The sequence below is a fragment of the Sphingomonas fuzhouensis genome (assembly GCF_034659795.1).
GTDB lineage: Bacteria > Pseudomonadota > Alphaproteobacteria > Sphingomonadales > Sphingomonadaceae > Sphingomonas > Sphingomonas fuzhouensis.
The window spans coordinates 256,008-274,997 of record NZ_JAXSQY010000003.1; the positions used below are offsets into that span (position 1 = coordinate 256,008).

Genomic DNA, 18,990 nt, shown 5'->3' on the forward strand with positions numbered 1-18,990 from the left:
GGAGACCGACATGCCGACCGAATCCGATCTGACCGGCGTTTCGCCCCAAGATCCCGCCAAGGCTTCCACCAAGAGCGATGCGACCAGCATCGGCGGCCGCAAGCTGAAACCCTCCACGCTGATGATGGGCCATGGCTTCGACCCCGTCCTGTCCGAAGGCTCGCTGAAGCCGCCGATCTTCCTCACCTCGACCTTCGTCTTCCCCAATGCGGCGGCGGGCAAACGGCATTTCGAGGGGGTGACCGGCAAGCGTCCGGGCGGCGCGGATGGCCTCGTTTATTCGCGGTTCAACGGGCCGAATCAGGAAATCCTGGAGGATCGCCTGGCGATCTGGGACGAGGCGGAGGACGCGCTGACCTTTTCCAGCGGCATGGCGGCGATCGCCACCCTGTTCCTGTCGTTGGTCCAGCCGGGCGACGTCATCGTCCATTCCGGTCCGCTCTATGCCGCGACCGAGACATTGATCGGGCGCATCCTCGGCCGGTTCGGGGTGCAGTGGCTCGACTTCCCCGCCGGCGCCACCCGCGAGGAAATCGACGCGGTGCTGACCAAGGCCGCCGCCATGGGCCGGGTTCCGCTGATCTACCTCGAAAGCCCCGCCAATCCGACCAACGCGCTGGTCGATATCGAGGCGGTGGCGGCGGCGCGCGACGCCGTCTTTGCCGACATGCCCGAAAAGCCGCCCATCGCGATCGACAACACCTTCCTCGGCCCGCTCTGGCAGCGGCCGCTGAAGCACGGCGCCGATCTGGTCGTCTATTCGCTGACCAAATATGCGGGCGGCCATTCCGATCTGGTCGCGGGCGGCGTGCTGGGATCGAAGGCGCACATCGCCACCATCCGGTCGATGCGCAACACGATCGGCACGATCTGCGATCCCAATACGGCCTGGATGCTGCTCCGCTCGCTGGAGACGCTGGAGTTGCGCATGAGCCGCGCAGGGGAAAACGCCGCCAAGGTCTGCGCCTTCCTGCGCGATCATCCGAAGGTCGAACGGGTCGGCTATCTCGGCTTTTTGGCGGATACGCCCGGCCTGGAGCGGCAGGCGGATATCTATCGCCGCCACTGCACCGGCGGCGGATCGACCTTCTCGCTCTACCTCAAGGGTGGCGAGGCGGAGTCCTTCCGCTTCCTCGACAACTTACGCATCGCCAAGCTGGCGGTCAGTCTCGGCGGGACCGAGACGCTGGCGAGCCACCCGGCGGCGATGACGCACCTGTCGGTCCCCGACGAGCGCAAGGCGGCGTTGGGCATCACCGACAATCTGGTGCGCATCTCGATCGGCGTGGAGGATGCCGACGACCTGATCGCCGATTGCGAACAGGCGCTGGCGGCGATCTGACCGGTCAGGCGGCGGCGAGCGCGGTGTAGAGCCGCGCCGTCAGCCGCCCCAGCGTCGCGCGGAACAGCGAGGGATCGTTCAGCGCCCGCGCCAGGACGACCGCGCCCTGGATGCCGCTGACCACATCCTGCGCCAGCGTGGTGGCATGATCCTCCGCCACGCCCGCCCGCGCCAGCAGCGTCTGGAGCGCGGCGATCCAGCGGCGGAAATAGGCCGCAATCGACTCAGCGAAGGGATCGCGGGTGGCGCCCAATCCCCAGGCCCCGATCAGGCAGGCGCGCTGGCCGGATGCGAAATAGCGGTCGACTTCGACCATCATCGCATCGATCCCGGCGCGCGGGTCGTCGGCCTGCTCCAACGGCGTGAAGATCGCCGCATCGAACCAGCCCGCGACATCGGCCAGCACCGCCGCCGCCATCTCCTGCTTGCCGCCAGGGAAGAAGTGATAGAGGCTCCCCCGCCCGAGCCCGGTCGCGGTGCCGATCAGCGACAGGCTGGCGCCCGCATAGCCATATTCGCGAAACACCTCGGCCAGCCCCGGCAGCGCATCGGCGCGCTCGGCGATCATTCGCGCCATGGTTAGAGGCCTAGCTCGCTCAAGCCGGGATAGTCCGCCGGGCGCGGTCCGAGCGGCCAATGGAACAGCCGCTCCTCTTCGCGGATCGCCAGATCGTTGATCGACGCGATCCGCCGCCGCATCCGGCCGTCCTCGGCGAAATCCCAATTCTCATTGCCATAGGACCGGAACCACCGGCCCTCCGCGTCATGCCATTCATAGGCGAAGCGGACCGCGATCCGGCTGTCCTGATACGCCCACAGCTCCTTGATGAGTCGATAGTCGCGCTCGCGCTCCCATTTGGCGCGCAGGAAGGCGACGATCGCGTCGTGCCCCGCCAGGAAGTGGTCGCGATTCCGCCAGGGACAGTCGGGCGTATAGGCCAGCGCGACGCGCTCGGGATCGCGGCTGTTCCAGCCATCCTCGGCCGCGCGGACCTTTTGCACGGCGGTTTCGGTGGTGAATGGCGGCAGGGGCGGACGCATGATTGGGAAACCTCCAGACCAAATAGTCGATTCTGTATCGATCGGTACAGGAGAAGACGCCATGGCGCAATAAGGGGCGGCCGCCTGTCAGTGTATCCGGGGATCGTCGTGCAGGGCGATGCCGATAAAAGCGCTCAGGTCGTCGGCGACGAAGATATCGGGCGGACTGCCGCGAATCACCGTGATCCGCCCATAATGCGGCCCCTCCACGCAACAGATCGTCCACGCCCAGCACCAGATCAGGTAATCGGCAAAGACCAGATAGCCATGCTGGTCGGCCTCGACGGCATCGCCGCCCCATCCGGGTTCCCAACGGGCGCATTCGTCCGCGAGCGACTTGATGTCACGCACCGACCACCAGCTTATGGTTTCCGTGTCCATAAACTGTTTGCGCGGGGCCGCGATCGACAGATAGTTGCGGAATTCGGGTGGCAGGCGGATGCCATAGCGCGCCTCCAACGCCGTGATGCCATCCTCGTCATGGCCCGGTGTATAGTAATCGGCTTCGGCCCGCGCCCAGTGATCGGCCAAGGCCGCATAGCGCTGTTCCACCGATCCTTCGAGCCATGTCGGCGGCTCGATACGGATGGGTGACGCCGGTTTCCTGGAAGACAGAAGCCTCTTCAGCCAGGCTATCACGCCCCCGTCGCCACTCGATCATCACCATCATCGCGCGTTGGAAAGTGTCGTGCCAACCGCGTCTTCAACAACGCGATCAGCGCCGTGTCCATGAAGGCATAGTCGTCGGGAATGTCGAGGCAGATGATGCGCTTGCCGTTCAAGACCTTGCGGAACCGCTCCTGGACCTTTGTACGGTGGGTCTTCTCCATGACCATGATGACGTCCGCCCATGTCACCAGTTCGGCGGTCAGCGGATTTTCGGCATCGTTGTTGGTGCCCGCCGACGAGACTTCCAGATCGCGGCGGGACGCGAAGACCTGCTCGGCGGTCGGGCTGCGCAGGCGGTTCTGGCTGCAGACGAACAGGACGTTGGTGATGGAAGAGCGCGGCATCGGATGACTTCTTATCTGCGATACCGCGCGGCGGGGAAGCCCGGTTCCAGGCCTGAGGATGATGGTGAAAGCATAGGGCCGTCATCGACCGCACAGGGGCGAGCGACTCCGCCGGACGAAGGCGATGACCACCCCTTACCGGGGCAGCCGACACGCAGGTCACGCCTTCCTTGCGAGCGGCGGTGGCAGGCGGAAGGTCTGATGGAGGGGCGAGATCTTCCCGGACTCGCCGCCAGCCACATCACTCAACCGTGTTTCGAGTGTTCGTCCTCCATTGCCGTGAAGGCATGAAGGCGGCCTGGCCGGAATGTCGATACGCCCTGAAAGGAGGTCCCCCCGGAACGGGTTACGGCGGCTGGCGACAGGGCCCGCCAGCGAACGACTCGGGTCGGAATGCGCCTTGGCCTTGCGGCAGGTCACTGATCGGGGGCCTTCAGCAGCGCCCCCCGGACAAACGAAAAGGCCCGGCGTCGCATCGCTGCAACGCCGGGCCCCGTCGCCCGAAAAGGGATGGCTTATTTAGCCGAGGGAGATCAGCCCTCGTTCTGCAGGTTGACCGCTGCGTACTTGCCGCGACGATCGACCTCGATCTCGAACTGCAGGCGGTCGCCTTCGTTCAGCGAGCCCATGCCGGCGCGCTCGACGGCCGAGATGTGCACGAACGCGTCGGGCTGTCCGTCGTCGCGCTGAATGAAGCCGAAGCCCTTCATCGCGTTGAAGAACTTGACCGTGCCGGTCGCCTTCTCGCCAGTCAGCTGACGCTGGGGCGCGCCGCCGAAACCACCGGCCGCACCGCCGCGCGGGCCGCGATCGCGGTCGCCGCCGAAGCCGCCTTCACGCGGTTCGCGGGGCGCGCGGTCCTGGACCGGAAGCGGCTCGCCTTCGATCTTCAGCTCGGTAGCCGAGATACGGCCGCCGCGATCGACGAGGGTGAAACCGAGCGGCTGGCCCTCGGCCAGGCCGGTCAGGCCCGCCTGCTCGACCGCCGAGATGTGGACGAACACGTCTTCGCCGCCGTCATCGCGCACGACGAAGCCGAAGCCCTTCTGCGCGTTGAAGAACTTGACGACGCCCGTGCCTTCGCCAACGACCTGGGGGGGCATGCCGCCGCCACCGCCACGACCGCCGCCGAAGCCGCCACCGCCGCCGCCACGGAAACCGCCGCCGCCGCCGAAGCGGTCACCGCCGCCGAAGCCGCCACGGTCGCCGCCGCCGCCGAAGCGATCGCCGCCACCGAAACCGCCGCCGAAGCCACCGCCACCGAAGCGATCACCGCCACCAAAGCCGCCGCCGAAGCTGCTGCCGGAGTCGTCGCCGCCGAAATTGTCCCGCTTGTCGCGACCACGCGTGCCGCGATTGCCCCGGCTACCTCTATCGAAACTCATAAGCCCTGTTCGTCTTCCCGGTTCGCCCGCAAATCCTGTCATCAAGAACCGTGCGCCGGACGAAGAGCGCGGATCTTTTGGCGCCAAACCTTTTGCGCCTAGTGGCGATCCATAACGCAGAAGCACAAGTATCGCGAACGAAATCGTGCGAACCAGTCTCGCTTTGGCGCGAACGAGGCAGATTACGTCGGAATTGTGGCCAAAACTCCACATCACCCCGGTAAAAATCGCCGAATCGCACGTCCACCGCTGCCCGATCGCGGTTGAGGCTTTGCCCCGCCGCCGCTAGGGCAGGCAGCATGACCGTTCATCTGCACGAAGAAGATATTCCCGCCGATCTGTTCGCAGCGGGCGCCGCGATCGCCGTCGATACCGAGACGATGGGCCTGATCACCCCGCGCGACCGGCTGTGCGTCGTCCAGCTGTCCGACGGCGGCCCCGACGAGCATCTGGTGCGCTTCGCCCCCGACAGCGATTACGCCGCACCGAACCTTCGTGCCCTGCTCGCCGATCCGGCGCGGTTGAAGCTCTATCATTTCGGCCGGTTCGATATCGCCGCGATCCGCCATTATCTGGGCGTCGTCGCCGCCCCCGTCTATTGCACCAAGATCGCGTCGCGGCTGATCCGCACCTATACCGACCGGCACGGCCTGAAGGAGCTGGTCCGCGAACTGCTTGGTGTCGAGCTGTCCAAGGCGCAGCAGTCGTCGGACTGGGGCGCACCCGAGCTGTCCGATGCACAGCGCGAATATGCCGCCTCGGACGTGCGCTATCTGCACCGGATGAAGGTCGAGCTCGACAAGCGACTGACGCGCGAGGGCCGGATGGAACTGGCCCAGGCCTGTTTCGATTTCCTTCCCGCCCGCGCCGAACTGGATCTGGCGGGCTGGCCCGAGGTCGATATCTTCGCCCACGCCTGATCCCCCGCGTCGCGTAAGGAGCCATCATGTCCGAGATCGCCGACCGCGTCCGTACCCAGCGCCAGCTCTGGGCCGCGCCGGGCAGCCGCCACGACCGGTTCGTGACGGTGGCGCGCTGGCTGCTGCCCAGCGCGATCGGCGTGCTGACCGCGTTCCTGGTGATGGCCCCCATCTATACGTCGAACGAAGTCTCCTTCGTGCTCGACAAGAAGAAGGTCGAGGTCGCCAAGGAACGGCTGAAGATCCAGGCGGCGCAATATCGCGGCGTCGACGACAAGGGGCAGCCCTTCGTGCTGGACGCAGGCTCGGCTATTCAGCGGAGTTCGGCGGAACCGGTGGTGCAGCTCAACAAGCTGGCCGCCCAGATTCGCCTGTCGGACGGCCCCGCCACGGTCAGCGCCAATTCGGGCCGCTATGACATGAGCACCGAACAGGTGAAGCTGGACGGGCCGCTCGATTTCAAATCGGCGGGCGGATACGATCTCCAGACCCATGACGCGACCATCGATCTGCAACAGCGCACGCTCGCATCGGGCGGCGCAGTGACCGGCCGCGTGCCGCAGGGCACGTTCAGCGCCAACCGATTGCGGGCCGACCTGGAAAACCGGACCGTCCGCCTGGAAGGCAACGCCCGCTTGCGCATCGTCCCGTAAAGCCCGAAATAGCCGCCCATGCACAAGCTCTTCGCCGCTGCGGCTCCGGCCCTTATCGTTCTGGCAGTCTCCGCGGCCGCACAGGTCAAGCACGACAGCCGCGCGCCGATCGACTTCGGCGCCGACGTCATCGAATTGCAGGACAAGCAGAACCGCGGCGTCCTGTCGGGCAACGTCTCGCTGCGTCAGGCCGAGATGACGCTGACGGCGGCTCGGGTGGTGATTATCTATACCGGTCAGGTGATTGGCGGAAAGCCGCAGGTGTCGCGCTTTGAGGCGTCAGGCAACGTCGTCGTCAAGCGGCCCGACCAGACCGCGCGCAGCAATTACGCGATCTACGACCTCAATCGCCGGGTCATCACCATGTTGGGCAATGTCACCCTGACCCAGGGCGGCAATACGGTGAATGGCGGGCGGCTGACGCTGAACCTCGACACCGGTCGCGCGGTGATCGACGGGTCGGCGGTGGCGGGCGGCGCCGCGTCGGGCAATGGCGGCACGGTCAGCCGCGCCCCGTCGGGCCGGGTCACGGGCACCTTCTCGGTCCCCGATCGCAACTGAGGCGTGACGCGGGAGGGTGGCCCGCGCTAACCTGGTATCAGCTAAGGAAAGAACGGGCCGATGGACATGGAAACCCCGATTCGCGAGGCCGATCAGCGCGCGGGCCATCGCAATGCCCCCGTGTCGGAACCGCCGGTCGCCAAAGGCCTTCAGGTCGTGTCGATCGCCAAAAGCTATGACAAGCGCGTCGTCCTGACCGACGTGTCGGTGTCGGTCGGGCGCGGCGAGGTGATCGGGCTGCTCGGCCCCAATGGCGCGGGCAAGACGACCTGCTTCTATTCGGTCATGGGCCTGGTGAAGCCCGATTCGGGCCGCATCATGCTGGACGGCGAGGATATCACTGGCCTTCCCATGTATCGCCGCGCGATCCTGGGCTTGGGCTATCTGCCGCAGGAAACCTCGATCTTCCGTGGCCTGTCGATCGAGAAGAACATCCTGGCCGTGCTCGAACTGGCCGAACCCGATCCGACCGAGCGCGTGCGCAAGCTGGACAAGCTGCTGGAAGAGTTCGGCCTGACCCGGCTGCGCGCCGCCCCCGCCATGGCGCTGTCGGGCGGCGAGCGTCGCCGCGCTGAAATCGCCCGCGCATTGGCCGCCGATCCCTCGATCATGCTGCTCGACGAGCCGTTCGCGGGCATCGACCCGATCTCTATCGCCGATATCCGCGATCTGGTGAAGGATTTGAAGCGGCGCGACATCGGCGTGCTCATCACCGACCATAATGTCCGCGAGACGCTGGACATCGTCGACCGCGCCTACATCATCTATGACGGCCGCGTGCTGTTCAGCGGATCGCCGGAGGAGCTGGTCGCCGACGCCAATGTCCGCCGCCTCTATCTGGGCGAGGGCTTCTCGCTCTGATCGCATGAGGACCGCCCGTCGATCCGCATCCGATGGCATGACCGGCGTGGTGGGCGTCGCGGGACGGATCGGCATGGCCCCCTTTCCTCCCCTTGCAGGGGAGGTGGCAGGGCGAAGCCCTGACGGAGGGGTGTACCGCCATCGAGAGGGAGCGGCAGGTCGGATTGCCCCCGGCAATCCTCGAACCCGCGGGGCGGGTTCGACCTGCCACTCCTCTCCACCATGCTGCGCATGGTCCCCCTCCCCTTGCAGGGGAGGAATTTCAGGATGAGCCTCGCCCCGCGCCTCGACATCCGCCAGTCGCAATCGCTGGTGATGACGCCGCAGCTTCAACAGGCAATCAAGCTGTTGACGCTGTCCAACCTGGAGGTCGAGGCGTTCATCGCCGAGGAGGTGGAAAAGAACCCCCTGCTCGACGCCAGCGCAGTGCGCGAGGTCGCGACCCCCGAGCGCCCCGAACGCGAGGCGCCTGCGGGCGCGGACGAACTGGTTGCCGGGACCGCCCCGGCCGAAGACCGTGGCCTCGATCTGGACTACGCCACGGAGAGCCATCAGCAGGACAGCATCGCCGATGGCGGCACGGGGCCGGATGGCGGCCTGTCGCTGAACGGGGCGAGCAGCGGCGCACTGGGGGGCGAAGACGGGCCCGACTGGGATTCGCTGCCCGATGACGCACCCAATCTCGCCGAGCATCTGGAGGCGCAGGTCGCGCTGATCCTGTCGGGTGTCGACCTGACCATCGCGGCGCACATCATCGACCAGCTGGACGAGGCAGGCTATCTGACCGTGCCGCTGGCCGAGATCGCCGAGCGGCTGGGCGTGGCGCTGCCCCGAGTCGAATCGGTGTTGGCCGTCGTCCAGAGCCTGGACCCCACCGGCGTCGGCGCACGCGATCTGGCCGAGTGTCTGGCGCTTCAGGCCAAGGAGGTCGATCGCTACGACCCGTGCATGGCCAAGCTGATCGCCAATCTCGACCTGCTGGCGCGCGGCGACCTCGCCCGGTTGAAGCGGCTTTGCGGCGTCGATGACGAGGATATGGCGGACATGATCCGCGAGCTTCGCGGTTACGATCCCAAGCCCGGCTGCCGCTATGGCGGCGAACCGTCCCAGGCGGTGGTGCCCGATCTGTTCGTCACCCGGACCAAGGCGGGCTGGGGCATCGAACTCAACACCGCCACCCTGCCCCGCGTACTGGTGAACCGCCGCTATTATCAGGAACTTCGCCACGGCCCGCAGGACAAGGGGTCGAAAGCCTGGCTGGCCGATTGCCTGGCTAGCGCCAACTGGCTGATGAAGGCGCTCGACCAGCGGCAGCGCACGATCATCCGCGTCGCGACCGAGATCGTGAAGCAGCAGGAGGCGTTCTTCCTCCACGGCGTCGCGCATCTGCGCCCGCTGACGCTGGCGCGTGTCGCCGAGGCGATCGGGATGCACGAATCGACGGTCAGCCGGGTGACCAGCAACAAATATCTCAGCTGCGCACGCGGACTGTTCGAACTGAAATTCTTCTTCACCAGCGGCATCGCGGCGGCGGACGGCGGCGATGCCGTGTCAGCCGAAGCGGTGAAGAGCGCGATTAAGGCGCTGATCGCCAATGAAGGCGCGAAGATCCTGTCCGACGACACGCTGGTCGAACTGCTCCAGGCCAAGGGCTTCGACATCGCCCGGCGCACGGTCGCCAAATATCGCGAGTCGCTGGGCATCGGCAGCTCCGTGCAGCGGCGTCGGGCGCGGGCCCTGAGCGGGTAACACGGTCAACGGCTTGAACGGCGCGCCATGTGTATTACATCAGACATACACAACGTCGCGAGGCCAGGCCGATGGGCAAGAAGAAGCACAAGAAAAAGCAGAAAAAGGCCAAGCTGGACGAACAGCCCGGCACGCCGCCCGGCTCCTCGCCGCTGCACCGGATCGGCCAGGCCCTGCTCGACCAGGCGCGCAGCCCGGCGGGGCGGCAAGTGCTGGCGACCGGATTGATCGTCGCGGCCTCGGCCCTGGCGCGCGAGACGGGGCGGCGCACGACCGACGCGCCCGCTCCCGCGCCTGATTCGACGAAGACCGAACCGTCCGAAACACCCGGTCACGGCGGCACCACCCGCTCGGGCATGTCGGAGGTCGCCGCCTTTGCGGGCATGGCGCTCTCGGCGCTGGACCAGTTCATCCATCGTCCCGCGCCGTCCGACGACAAACCCAAGGCGTGACGGCGCATCCCTGGCCAAATCCGTCATTGCGCGCGTAGCGACGCCATGACGGATGGATGGGACGCCCACACGCATGAACCCGATCGCCGCTTACACGCGATTCCAGCAGCCATAGAAAGCAAAACGGGGGGAGCGACGCTGTCGCTCAACCCCCGGCATCGACGCGCGATGCCGGTTTTCCCGGCGGCTTCCACTCCTGCTTATATCTATCGTTGAAGCGCGGCGATGGGGTAGCCTAAGCCGATACCCGGCGGAAGCAAGCCAAAAAAAGGCTGGTCGTGAGACCAGCCATGAAAGTTTTTAGGAGAGGATGCCTGAAAGGCCCGTTCCCTATGCCGAAAGGGTCCGATTAACACAAATGCAACCTCATCAATTTCATTTGCATTTTTTGCAATCCCCCTGATTCCGCGCGACAAATCTTGATCTCAAGCAAAATGATGTTCCGACCCCGCTTCTGATCTTCCGATAGCGATATTGGCGGATTATCGATGATTATGGCCGATCACGTCGGTCAAAATCGCACGATAGTAAGAATGATCCCGGCCGGGTCGGACGGATTTCCCAACATCGCTCAAATATAAATTTGGTCATAATCCGGTATTTTTTGATCCGATGCTGCATCCGATGGTTGACGCCGTGCGATGGACCGTTAGGTCACACGGAAACAACAGGAGCGTATCATGGCCGACGACCCTATCGATGTGAATGCCGTAGAACTGGCGACCGAACTGACCATCGCGTGGCTGGGAAATCCCAATACCCGCACCTCGTCGGAAGAGGTTCCGGCCTTTCTAAACAAGATGCACGAGACCGTGTCTTCGCTTCTGGGCAGCGCGCCGCAGGCGACCGACGTCGAAGCGCCGACCGAATATGTCCCGGCCGTTTCGGTCCGCAAGTCGCTGGCGTCGAAGGATCACATCGTTTCGATGATCGACGGCAAGCCTTACAAGACGCTGCGTCGTCACCTGGCCACCCATGGCCTGACGCCGGAAGAATATCGTGAGCGTTACGGCCTGAAGCCGGATTATCCGATGGTTGCCGAAAGCTATTCGGAAAGCCGTCGCGCGATGGCCAAGAAGATCGGCCTGGGCCGCAAGCCGGGTCCGCGCAACGCCGCCGCCACCCCCGCCGCGCGTAAGCCGCGCAAGGGCGAGGCAGCCGCCGACGCCGAATAAGCGCGGTTTCCGCCTTATAAAGGGGCCCGCCCGGCCGTCATCACCCGACTCCCAGGGGATGATCGCCGGGCGGGCCCTTTTCTATGAGGTCGCTTCCCCCCCCCGCACCCAAGCCCGCCCTTGCGGTTAGGGGACATAGGCCGTGGCGTCTCCAAAGCCATGGAGGCATTCCGGGCGGAACACCACGATATGCGAGAGATCGGGCCGCGACCGCGACGAATATAGCATCGCCTGCGCCCCCGCTTGCCGCGCCATGTCCGAAATCGCCCAGGTCGGCGATACCCCTTTCGCCGCCGTCACATCCTGCCAAACGACCGAGGCGGAGACCAATCCCCTGGCGTCCGCAACGCGCTGCGCGGTCAACCACATTGGGATGAGCACCCGTGCGACCCCGTCGCCGAGATAGCGCCGGATCGCGACACCCGCTCCTTCCGCCGTCAACGAGGCATAGGCTGCGATTTGCCCATCATGGTGGAATCGCCCCTCGGGCGCACGCGCCGGAACCGCCGGATCAGCAAGGCTCGCCTCTGGCAATAGCCGCCAGACAGGACCGTCGAATTTCAACATCGGCAGCATCGTCGCCATCCCCGACATGACCGGACCGGAACGACGTTCGCCATGGCGACAGCGTCTGGAACGGGCAAGGCCGTTCGGCGGACGACCGTCCACCGAACGTTCCTGCGGGTCACTGCCCGAACACGCCCTTGCGATAGAGCAGGGTGATCGCCACGCGGCGGTTGCGCGGGTCGGAGGGGTTGTCCGTGATCATCGGTTCGCGATCGGCAACGCCCTCGATCCGTTCGAACCGCGCTTCGGGCAGGCCACCGGCGGCCAGGCGTCGCCGGGTCGCCTCGGCGCGGCTGGACGAGAGCAGCCAGTTGTTCATCGCACGCGGGTCGCCATATGGTACGCTGTCGGTGTGACCGCGGATCATGATCGTGTTGGGCACGTCGGCGACCGTCTTGGCGATGGTGCCGATCAGCTCGGACGCAGCCGGGGACAGGGTCGTGGTGCCGGTCGCGAACATCGAATAATCGGCATTGTCGACCAGATCGATCCGCAACCCGTCATCGGTCGGGATGAAGCGGACATGCTGCGCCAGCTTCTTGAGCTCGGGCGTGACATCCATCTTCTTCAGCAGCTCGCGCTTGATCGCGTCGAACGTCTTCTGGTCCTGCGCCTTGGAATTGGGGTTGCGCAACGAGCCCTTGTCGCCGGTCCCGGCCTTGTCGCCGCCACCCTCGGACGCCTTGGGCACGATCAGCTGGATACGACCGGTGACACCGCTTTGCTGACGTCCCGCGCCGGGACCACCGTTCAGCACGCCGCCGCCGATACCCATCGACCTTGTATCGATCAGCGTCGGCGCGAAATAGTCGGCGATGCCCTTGCGCTGCTTCTCGGTGGTCGCACCCAGCAGCCAGAGCAGCAGGAAGAACGCCATCATCGCCGTCACGAAGTCGGCATAGGCCACCTTCCATGCGCCGCCATGATGCCCGCCATGACCATCGGCGATGATCTTCTTGACGATGACGATCTTGGGCGGCTCGTTCTTGCCGTGCGGTGCGCGGGCCATGGCTTACTTGCCCCGCAGGCCGTCGAACACTTCGGCGAAACCGGGCTGGTCCTTGTGCGCGATGCCGGAGCGGGCGGCTTCGATGACCAGCGGCTGCGGATGGCCGTGGAGCGAGGCGATGATGATCTGCTTGACGACGTGATAGATGGCGGCGTCGGCATCGATCACTTGCTTCAGGCGACCCGCGAACGGATTGACGATGCCATAGGCGAGCAACACGCCCATGAAGGTGCCGACCAGTGCCGAGCCGATCATGCCGCCCAGCACGCTCGGCGGCTTGTCGATCGACCCCATGGTCTTCACGATGCCGAGCACCGCCGCGACGATGCCGAGTGCGGGCAGCGAGTCGGCGAGGCTCTGGAGCGTACCCTGCGGCCCCTCGGTCTCGTGGTGATGGGTCTTGATCGCGTTATCCATCACCTCTTCGACCGCATGCACGTCGAGCGTGCCGGACGAGACGACGACGAGGCGCAGCGTGTCGGCGATCAGGTTCACGAGCGTATGGTCGGCGATCAGGCGCGGATATTCGGCGAAAACCGAGGAGGACTTGGGGTCCTCGACATGCGGCTCCAGCGCGATCGGGCCTTCGGTGCGCAGCATCTTCATCAGCTTTGAGACAAGGAAGATGACGTCGAGATAGTCCTGCTTCTTGTATCTCGGGCCCTTGAAGATCTTGCCCATCGCGCCGCCCAGCGCCTTCAGCTCCTTGCCGGAATTGCCGATGACGAGCGCGCCGACGGCCGCGCCGCCGATGATGAGCATTTCGTGCGGGATCGCCTCGAACACGGGGCCCAGCTTGCCGCCGGTAATGGCGAAGCCGCCGAACACCATGCCGAGCAGGATGACAAGGCCAATGGCAGGAAACATGGTGAACCGATTCTCCCGAAGACCAGCCGCAGTGCCAATCAGATCACCGGCCTAGACAGGTTCCGTCAAAATAGAGTTACCGAGCCCCAGCCCGGCCGCAATCATTTCAGATAATCGAACAGGGACAGGCTGCTCAGCTTGGTGAAACTGGCTTGGGTCGCCTGCAGCACGGTCATCGTCTGTTGCAGTTGCGTAATGGTCGTGGTGGCGTCTGCGTCCTCCAGGCTGGACCGCAGCGTGGCGCGGTCCGTGCTCGCCTGTTGCTGCAACCCCTGTTGCAGTTCGACACGCGCCTGACGCGCGCCGACCGAGGCCTGCACGCTGGCGATATTGTCGTTGGACGCACTGAGTTTGGTCATCGCGTCCTGGATTGTGGACGTGAGGGTGCTACCAGTTCCTGACTTAAGCGCGGTTACCAGGTTGTTAAGCACGGTAAACGTGTCGCTGCCGCCCGCCTTGAAAACCTGATCCGCGCCGACCGACACGCTGACCGACTGGCCGTCGGCGATCGGGATTTCCGAGGAGTTCGCGCTCGAATAGCTGTAATTGCCGTTGCCATCGACCTGGACGGCGTTCTGCGCGGTGGCACCGAACAGCGGCTGGCCGCGCGCGTCCTTGGAATTGGCAAGCCCCATCATGGCGTCGCGGATCGAGGCGATCTGATCGCCGATGCTCGCGCGATTGGCCGCGTTGAGCGTGCCGTTCGCCGCCTGGGTCGCCAGTTCCAGCGCCTTTTGCACCTGATTGCCGAGCTGGCCCAGCGCGGTATCGGACTGTTGCAGCAGCGATCTGGCCAGCGTCAGGTTCGTCTTGTAGACCGCGTCATTGGCATCGCGACGATCGAATTCGGCGATCTGGGCCGAGGCCGCGGCATCGTCGGAGGGCGATTGCAGCTTCTTGCCGGTCGACAATTCGACCTGCAGCGTATTGGCCTTGCCGGTCAGCGACGTCATGCGACGCGCCGCCATGTCATAGAAGACGTTGGTCGAAATCTGCATCGCGTTTACCGAAGCTCGAGAATGGATTGGAAGGTTTCGCGGGCGGCCTGGATCACCCGGCTCGTCGCGGAATAGGCCTGCTGGAACCGCATCAGCGTCACCGCCTCGGAATCCAGCGTCACGCCCGAGGCCGCCGACAGCGTCGCCTTGGCCCCGTCACTGATCGCCGACTGCGCATCGGCAACCGTCTGGCGCTGCTTCAGGGCGGTGGCGTTGTCGGTGACGATCGCCGTCAGCCGGTTCTCGTAATTGCCGCCCGACGTGCTGGAGCGCAGGTTTTCCAGCGCCGACAGCGTGTCGGAATTGCGCACACCCGACGTGGACCCGGTGGCGGTCGACGCCGCGATACGCGCGCCGTCCGTCATCACCAGCGACATATTGCGCGACGTATCGCCGGTGTTTCCGGAGAGCACGAACATCTTGCTCTGAAAGACCGTGTTGCCCTGCGCGTCCTGGCCATTGGCCAGGGTATAGCCGCCTAGGTCCTTGCCCGAGCTTTGCAGCGCGTTGACCTGGTCGACGAAATTCTCGGCGACCGTGTTGAAGGCCTTGCGGGTCGTCTCGATCCGCTCCCAGCCGTCCAGCATCCCCGCCATCGATCCTCCCGAGGGGGTGAAGCTTTGCACCTGCCCCTTCATCGCGACGGCGAACTGGCGGACATTGGGATCATAGACGACCGAGCCGACATTGTCGGTCGACGCGAGGACCGGGCCGCCCTGGGAGCCGAGTCGCACGGTCGCGCGGCCGAGTTCGTCGGTCGTGCTGGTGATATCCGACAGCCCGCTCATCTTGGCCAGAATCTGGTCGCGCTGATCGGCCAGCTGCGCCGCCGCCGCCGTGCCCGGCTGGGTCCGGCCCAGACCGTCGTTCACGCGGACGAGCGAGGTCGCGAGCGACGACAGGTCCTGCGCCGCCTGACGCGCCTGTCCGTCGAAATCGGCCTGAATCTGATCGAATGCGCCATTGGTCGCGCTGAACGCCGTCGCGGTCGAACGGGCCGCCTCCAGCATCGTCGAGCGAAGCGCCTGCGACGAGGGGTCGGCCGACAGCGTGCGCGCGGCGGTGAAGAAGGAGGTCAGGCGGGTCTGGACTTGATCGCCGGTCATCGCGCTCTCGACCCGGCTAAGCCAGGTCGCGCCGGTCGTGGTGCGCGACAGGTCGGCGGTGGCGGCGCGCACGGCGGCGCTGGCATAGACGTCGGTGGCGCGGGCGATACCCACCACCATGACGCCCGAGCCTGCGGAAACCTTGTTCGCCGACAGGCCAGCGGCGGAGGAGACTTCCTGCATCGAGACCGTCCGGCGCGAATAGCCGTCCGTTCCGACATTGGCGATATTCTCACCAACGGCGGTCAGCGCGGTTTGGTATGCGCGGACGCCCGAAGCGCCGATAGAGAGCAGATCGCTCATGGTTACTGCGGTACGTTATGTCTGGTTAACGACAGGTTGAGATTTGGCGAGGAATGCCGTCACGGCCTTGCCGATCCCCAGCGGCGCCTGGGTCGCCATCGTCTGGGCAACCTGTTGATCCTGCATGTCCCGGAACGTGTCCAGCGCCTTGGAGTCGAACATGGTTTCGCTCAGCTTGGTCTGGCGCATCGCCTTCAGCATCATGCCGGTGAAGATCGCCTCGAACTGGGTGCCCGCCTTGTCCAGATTGGCCCCGGTCGACAGGCGGCGGGTGTCGGTGGATACGGTGCCCGCGATGGCGGAGGCCGCCGATGCGGGGGACGTGGGTGCGATGCTCTGGGTCACAGGACGATCAACTCCGCCTTGAGCGCGCCGGCTTCCTTCAGCGCTTCGAGAATGGCGACCAGGTCGGACGGGGCCGCGCCGATCGCGTTCACCGCCTTCACCACGTCGGCCAGCTTGGGACCGGGGGCCATGATGAACATCGGACGCTTCTCCTCCTCGACCGAGACGCCGGATTTCTGCGTCACCGCCGTCTGGCCACCACTGAGCGGGCCGGGCTGGCTGACGCGCTGCTGCTCGTCGATCTTCACGGTCAGCTTGCCATGGGTGACCGCCGCCGGGCCGACGCGGACTGCCGAGTTGATGACGACGGTGCCGGTGCGGGCGTTGACGATGACCTTGGCGGGCGGCTCGGCCGAGGTGACGTTGAGATTCTCGATCTCGGACATCAGCGTGGCGCGGACATCGGCGCCCATCGGCGCGCGCACCGCGACCGACACGGCGTCCATCGCCTGGGCGGTGCCCAGCCCCAGCCGTGCATTGATCGCTTGGGCGACATTCTGCGCGGTGGTGAAGTCGGCGCGCGCCAGGTTGAAGGTCAGGCTGGGCGCGGTGTCAAAGCCGGTGGCGACCGCCCGCTCGACCGTCGCCCCTTCGGGGATACGACCGACCGAGGGGATGTTGACGACGATCTTCGATCCGTCCGCGCCTTCGGCCCCCAGACCGCCGACCGCCAGATTCCCTTGCGCCATCGCATAGATCTGGCCGTCCGCACCCTGAAGCGGGGTGAGGATCAGGCTGCCGCCGCGAAGCGACTTGGCCTTGCCCATCGAGGCGACGGTGATGTCCAGCTTCTGCCCTGGCTTGGCGAAGGGCGGCAGCTCGGCCGTGACCATCACCACCGCGGCATTCTTCATGCCCGGATTGGCGGTCGGCGGCAGCTGCAGCCCGAAGCGCGAGACCACGGCCTTCAGCGACTGGACGGTATATTCCAGATTGTCGTCACCCGTGCCCGGCAGGCCGACGACGACGCCGTAGCCGGTCAGCTGGTTGGAACGAATGCCCTGGAACCCGCCCAGATCCTTGATCCGGTCGGCCGAGGCCGGGCCTGCGATCGCGAAGGTGGCGAGGAGCGCGAGAAGGAAGCGGACGATCATGGTCAAAGGCCTCAGAACGGGCTGACGGCTTGGAAGAAGCGGCTCAGCCAGCCCTGGCGGCTGGCGCGGGCGACATCGCCCTTGCCGGTATAGGCGATCTGCGCATCGGCGACGCGGGTCGACGGCACGCGATTGTCGATGCCGACATCGGCCATGCGGACCAGCCCCTTGATCTGGATGAACTCGTCCCCGCGGTTCAGCGTCACGCGCTTCTGGCCCTGAACCAGCATCGTGCCGTTGGGGAACACCTGCGCCACGGTCACGGTGATCTCGCCCGACAGCGAGTTGGACTGATCCGCCGCGCCCGATCCGTTGAAGTTGCGGCTGCCGCCCATGCCGATATCGGTCGACTTCAGCAGCGAGCCGAGCGGGCCGGTGGTCGGCGGGTTGATGCCCAGATCGCCCTTGGAGCCGAGCTTGGAATTGGCCGACTTGGACGCCGCCGTCCGCTCGACGAGCACGATGGTCAGCGGATCGCCGACCTTGCGCGCGCGCCAGCCTTCGTACAGCGCGGCATAGCCGTCCGACACCTGGAAGATGCCGCCATTGGGCTGGGCGGGCTGCGCGACCGGCTGCATCGGCATCGGCGCGGGACGAACCGTCGTGAAGTCCTCGGCGGGCTTCTTGCGGCCGAACAGGCTGGCATGGGCGGGTGCTGGGATCAGCGCGGCGGCGACCATCGTGCCCGCCGCCGCCGACAGCGCCAGCTCGGTCCAATAGTCGAAACGCAAGGTGGGAAAGCGGATGGTCATGGTCACAGATTCTGGTTCGCGTACTGGAGCATCTCGTCGGTCGACTTGATCATCTTCGAGTTGACCTCATAGGCGCGCTGGGTCTCGATCATGTCGACCAGCTCCTCGACGACGTTGACGTTCGAGCCTTCGAGCATGCCCTGACGAATCTGCCCGCGCCCTTCGAGCCCGGCGACACCCATGTTCGCGGCGCCCGAGGCGGCGGTTTCGGTCAGGTAATTGTCGCCCTTGGACTGGAGCCCCGCGGCATTCGGGAAGCTGGCGATCTGGATCTGGCCGATCTCGGCCGCCGCGGTCTGGCCCGGCAGGGTCGCCGAGACGGTGCCGTCGGTGCCGATGGTGATCTGGGTCGTGCCCTCGGGGATGGTGATACCCGGCATCACCTGATAGCCTTCGGCGGTGACCAACAGTCCCTCGGCCGAGCGCGAGAAATTGCCCGCGCGGGTATAGCCGAGCGTACCGCCGGGCATCTGCACCTGAAAGAAGCCGTCACCGTCCAGCGCCATGTCGAGGCTGTTGTTGGTGGTCTGCATCGACCCTTGCGTGTTGATGCGCGCGGTCCCCTGAATACGGACGCCGGTGCCCAGGTTCAGACCGGTCGCGTACTTGCTCTCGGTCGAGCTGGCCGCGCCGGGCGCGGTGATCGTCTGATAGGCCAGCGTCTCGAACGCGGCGCGATCGCGCTTGAACCCGGTTGTGTTGACGTTGGCCAGGTTGTTCGAGATGACCCGCATGCGCATATCCTGGGCATCGAGCCCGGTGCGCGCGACGTGCAAAGCGGCGGAAGACATAAACCT

Annotated in this window: 22 protein-coding genes; 8 read left to right on the top strand and 14 right to left on the bottom strand. The window is 65.7% G+C overall.

Translation table 11 applies throughout. The annotated features are described in order from the left end of the window. Positions 1–10 precede the first annotated feature (10 nt). Positions 11–1,342, top strand: a complete 1,332-nt coding sequence (locus U1H82_RS09395) for a cystathionine gamma-synthase family protein (RefSeq protein ID WP_322964664.1) — start codon at positions 11–13, stop codon at positions 1,340–1,342. Positions 1,343–1,346: 4 nt separating this feature from the next. Here U1H82_RS09395 and U1H82_RS09400 read toward each other — a convergent pair whose 3' ends face one another. The 5 genes from U1H82_RS09400 to U1H82_RS09420 form a co-directional block, all read right to left on the bottom strand. Then, complete coding sequence (locus U1H82_RS09400) at positions 1,347–1,919, bottom strand: TetR/AcrR family transcriptional regulator (RefSeq protein ID WP_322964665.1); 573 nt, start codon at positions 1,917–1,919, stop codon at positions 1,347–1,349. A gap of 2 nt (positions 1,920–1,921) precedes the next feature. Continuing rightward, positions 1,922–2,383, bottom strand: coding sequence for a nuclear transport factor 2 family protein (locus tag U1H82_RS09405; RefSeq protein ID WP_322964666.1), 462 nt, complete (start codon positions 2,381–2,383; stop codon positions 1,922–1,924). An 87-nt stretch (positions 2,384–2,470) separates the two neighbouring features. Continuing rightward, positions 2,471–2,935 (bottom strand): SMI1/KNR4 family protein, encoded by a 465-nt coding sequence (locus tag U1H82_RS09410; RefSeq protein ID WP_322964667.1) that lies wholly within the window; start codon positions 2,933–2,935, stop codon positions 2,471–2,473. An 83-nt stretch (positions 2,936–3,018) separates the two neighbouring features. Then, the gene (locus tag U1H82_RS09415) at positions 3,019–3,396 is read right to left on the bottom strand and encodes a low molecular weight protein tyrosine phosphatase family protein (protein WP_322964668.1); all 378 of its coding nucleotides are present in this window, start codon (positions 3,394–3,396) and stop codon (positions 3,019–3,021) included. 533 nt (positions 3,397–3,929) lie between these two features. Further along, positions 3,930–4,781, bottom strand: a complete 852-nt coding sequence (locus tag U1H82_RS09420) for a cold-shock protein (RefSeq protein WP_322964669.1) — start codon at positions 4,779–4,781, stop codon at positions 3,930–3,932. A 299-nt stretch (positions 4,782–5,080) separates the two neighbouring features. Between U1H82_RS09420 and U1H82_RS09425 the strand changes: the two genes are divergently transcribed. The 7 genes from U1H82_RS09425 to U1H82_RS09455 all read left to right on the top strand — a co-directional run bounded on the left by U1H82_RS09425 (position 5,081) and on the right by U1H82_RS09455 (position 11,152). Continuing rightward, the gene (locus U1H82_RS09425; protein ID WP_322964670.1) at positions 5,081–5,701 is read left to right on the top strand and encodes a ribonuclease D; all 621 of its coding nucleotides are present in this window, start codon (positions 5,081–5,083) and stop codon (positions 5,699–5,701) included. A gap of 26 nt (positions 5,702–5,727) precedes the next feature. Continuing rightward, a complete protein-coding gene (lptC, locus tag U1H82_RS09430) occupies positions 5,728–6,354 on the top strand; it encodes an LPS export ABC transporter periplasmic protein LptC (RefSeq protein WP_322964671.1) in 627 nt (208 codons plus the stop codon). A gap of 18 nt (positions 6,355–6,372) precedes the next feature. Next, complete coding sequence (locus U1H82_RS09435) at positions 6,373–6,915, top strand: LptA/OstA family protein (protein WP_322964672.1); 543 nt, start codon at positions 6,373–6,375, stop codon at positions 6,913–6,915. 60 nt (positions 6,916–6,975) lie between these two features. Beyond that, entirely contained in the window at positions 6,976–7,776 is an 801-nt protein-coding gene (gene lptB, locus U1H82_RS09440) for an LPS export ABC transporter ATP-binding protein (RefSeq protein WP_322964673.1), read from the top strand. Positions 7,777–8,043: 267 nt separating this feature from the next. Next, on the top strand, positions 8,044–9,525 hold the full coding sequence (gene rpoN / locus U1H82_RS09445) for an RNA polymerase factor sigma-54 (protein WP_322964674.1): 1,482 nt from the start codon (positions 8,044–8,046) through the stop codon (positions 9,523–9,525). A gap of 71 nt (positions 9,526–9,596) precedes the next feature. After that, on the top strand, positions 9,597–9,977 hold the full coding sequence (locus U1H82_RS09450) for a hypothetical protein (protein WP_322964675.1): 381 nt from the start codon (positions 9,597–9,599) through the stop codon (positions 9,975–9,977). Between the two features lie 680 nt (positions 9,978–10,657). Continuing rightward, a complete protein-coding gene (locus tag U1H82_RS09455) occupies positions 10,658–11,152 on the top strand; it encodes a Ros/MucR family transcriptional regulator (protein WP_322964676.1) in 495 nt (164 codons plus the stop codon). A gap of 126 nt (positions 11,153–11,278) precedes the next feature. Here the strand turns inward: U1H82_RS09455 and U1H82_RS09460 are convergent, their stop codons facing one another. From U1H82_RS09460 to flgG, 9 genes are all read right to left on the bottom strand, one after another. Beyond that, positions 11,279–11,719 carry an RES family NAD+ phosphorylase gene (locus tag U1H82_RS09460; RefSeq protein ID WP_322964677.1) on the bottom strand — a complete coding sequence of 147 codons (441 nt, stop codon included), beginning with the start codon at positions 11,717–11,719 and terminating at the stop codon, positions 11,279–11,281. 118 nt (positions 11,720–11,837) lie between these two features. After that, complete coding sequence (locus U1H82_RS09465) at positions 11,838–12,728, bottom strand: flagellar motor protein MotB (protein ID WP_322964678.1); 891 nt, start codon at positions 12,726–12,728, stop codon at positions 11,838–11,840. Between the two features lie 3 nt (positions 12,729–12,731). Next, complete coding sequence (motA, locus tag U1H82_RS09470; RefSeq protein WP_322964679.1) at positions 12,732–13,595, bottom strand: flagellar motor stator protein MotA; 864 nt, start codon at positions 13,593–13,595, stop codon at positions 12,732–12,734. A gap of 101 nt (positions 13,596–13,696) precedes the next feature. Next, positions 13,697–14,593, bottom strand: coding sequence for a flagellar hook-associated protein FlgL (flgL, locus tag U1H82_RS09475; RefSeq protein ID WP_322964680.1), 897 nt, complete (start codon positions 14,591–14,593; stop codon positions 13,697–13,699). Positions 14,594–14,598: 5 nt separating this feature from the next. Continuing rightward, positions 14,599–16,002, bottom strand: coding sequence for a flagellar hook-associated protein FlgK (gene flgK / locus U1H82_RS09480; protein ID WP_322964681.1), 1,404 nt, complete (start codon positions 16,000–16,002; stop codon positions 14,599–14,601). A gap of 15 nt (positions 16,003–16,017) precedes the next feature. Continuing rightward, on the bottom strand, positions 16,018–16,347 hold the full coding sequence (locus U1H82_RS09485; protein ID WP_322964682.1) for a rod-binding protein: 330 nt from the start codon (positions 16,345–16,347) through the stop codon (positions 16,018–16,020). Further along, positions 16,344–17,441 carry a flagellar basal body P-ring protein FlgI gene (locus U1H82_RS09490; RefSeq protein WP_322964683.1) on the bottom strand — a complete coding sequence of 366 codons (1,098 nt, stop codon included), beginning with the start codon at positions 17,439–17,441 and terminating at the stop codon, positions 16,344–16,346. The genes U1H82_RS09485 and U1H82_RS09490 overlap by 4 nt, the downstream gene beginning before the upstream one ends. Positions 17,442–17,452: 11 nt before the next feature. After that, entirely contained in the window at positions 17,453–18,121 is a 669-nt protein-coding gene (locus U1H82_RS09495; RefSeq protein WP_322964776.1) for a flagellar basal body L-ring protein FlgH, read from the bottom strand. Between the two features lie 74 nt (positions 18,122–18,195). Then, complete coding sequence (flgG, locus tag U1H82_RS09500) at positions 18,196–18,984, bottom strand: flagellar basal-body rod protein FlgG (protein WP_322964684.1); 789 nt, start codon at positions 18,982–18,984, stop codon at positions 18,196–18,198. Positions 18,985–18,990: the final 6 nt, after the last annotated feature.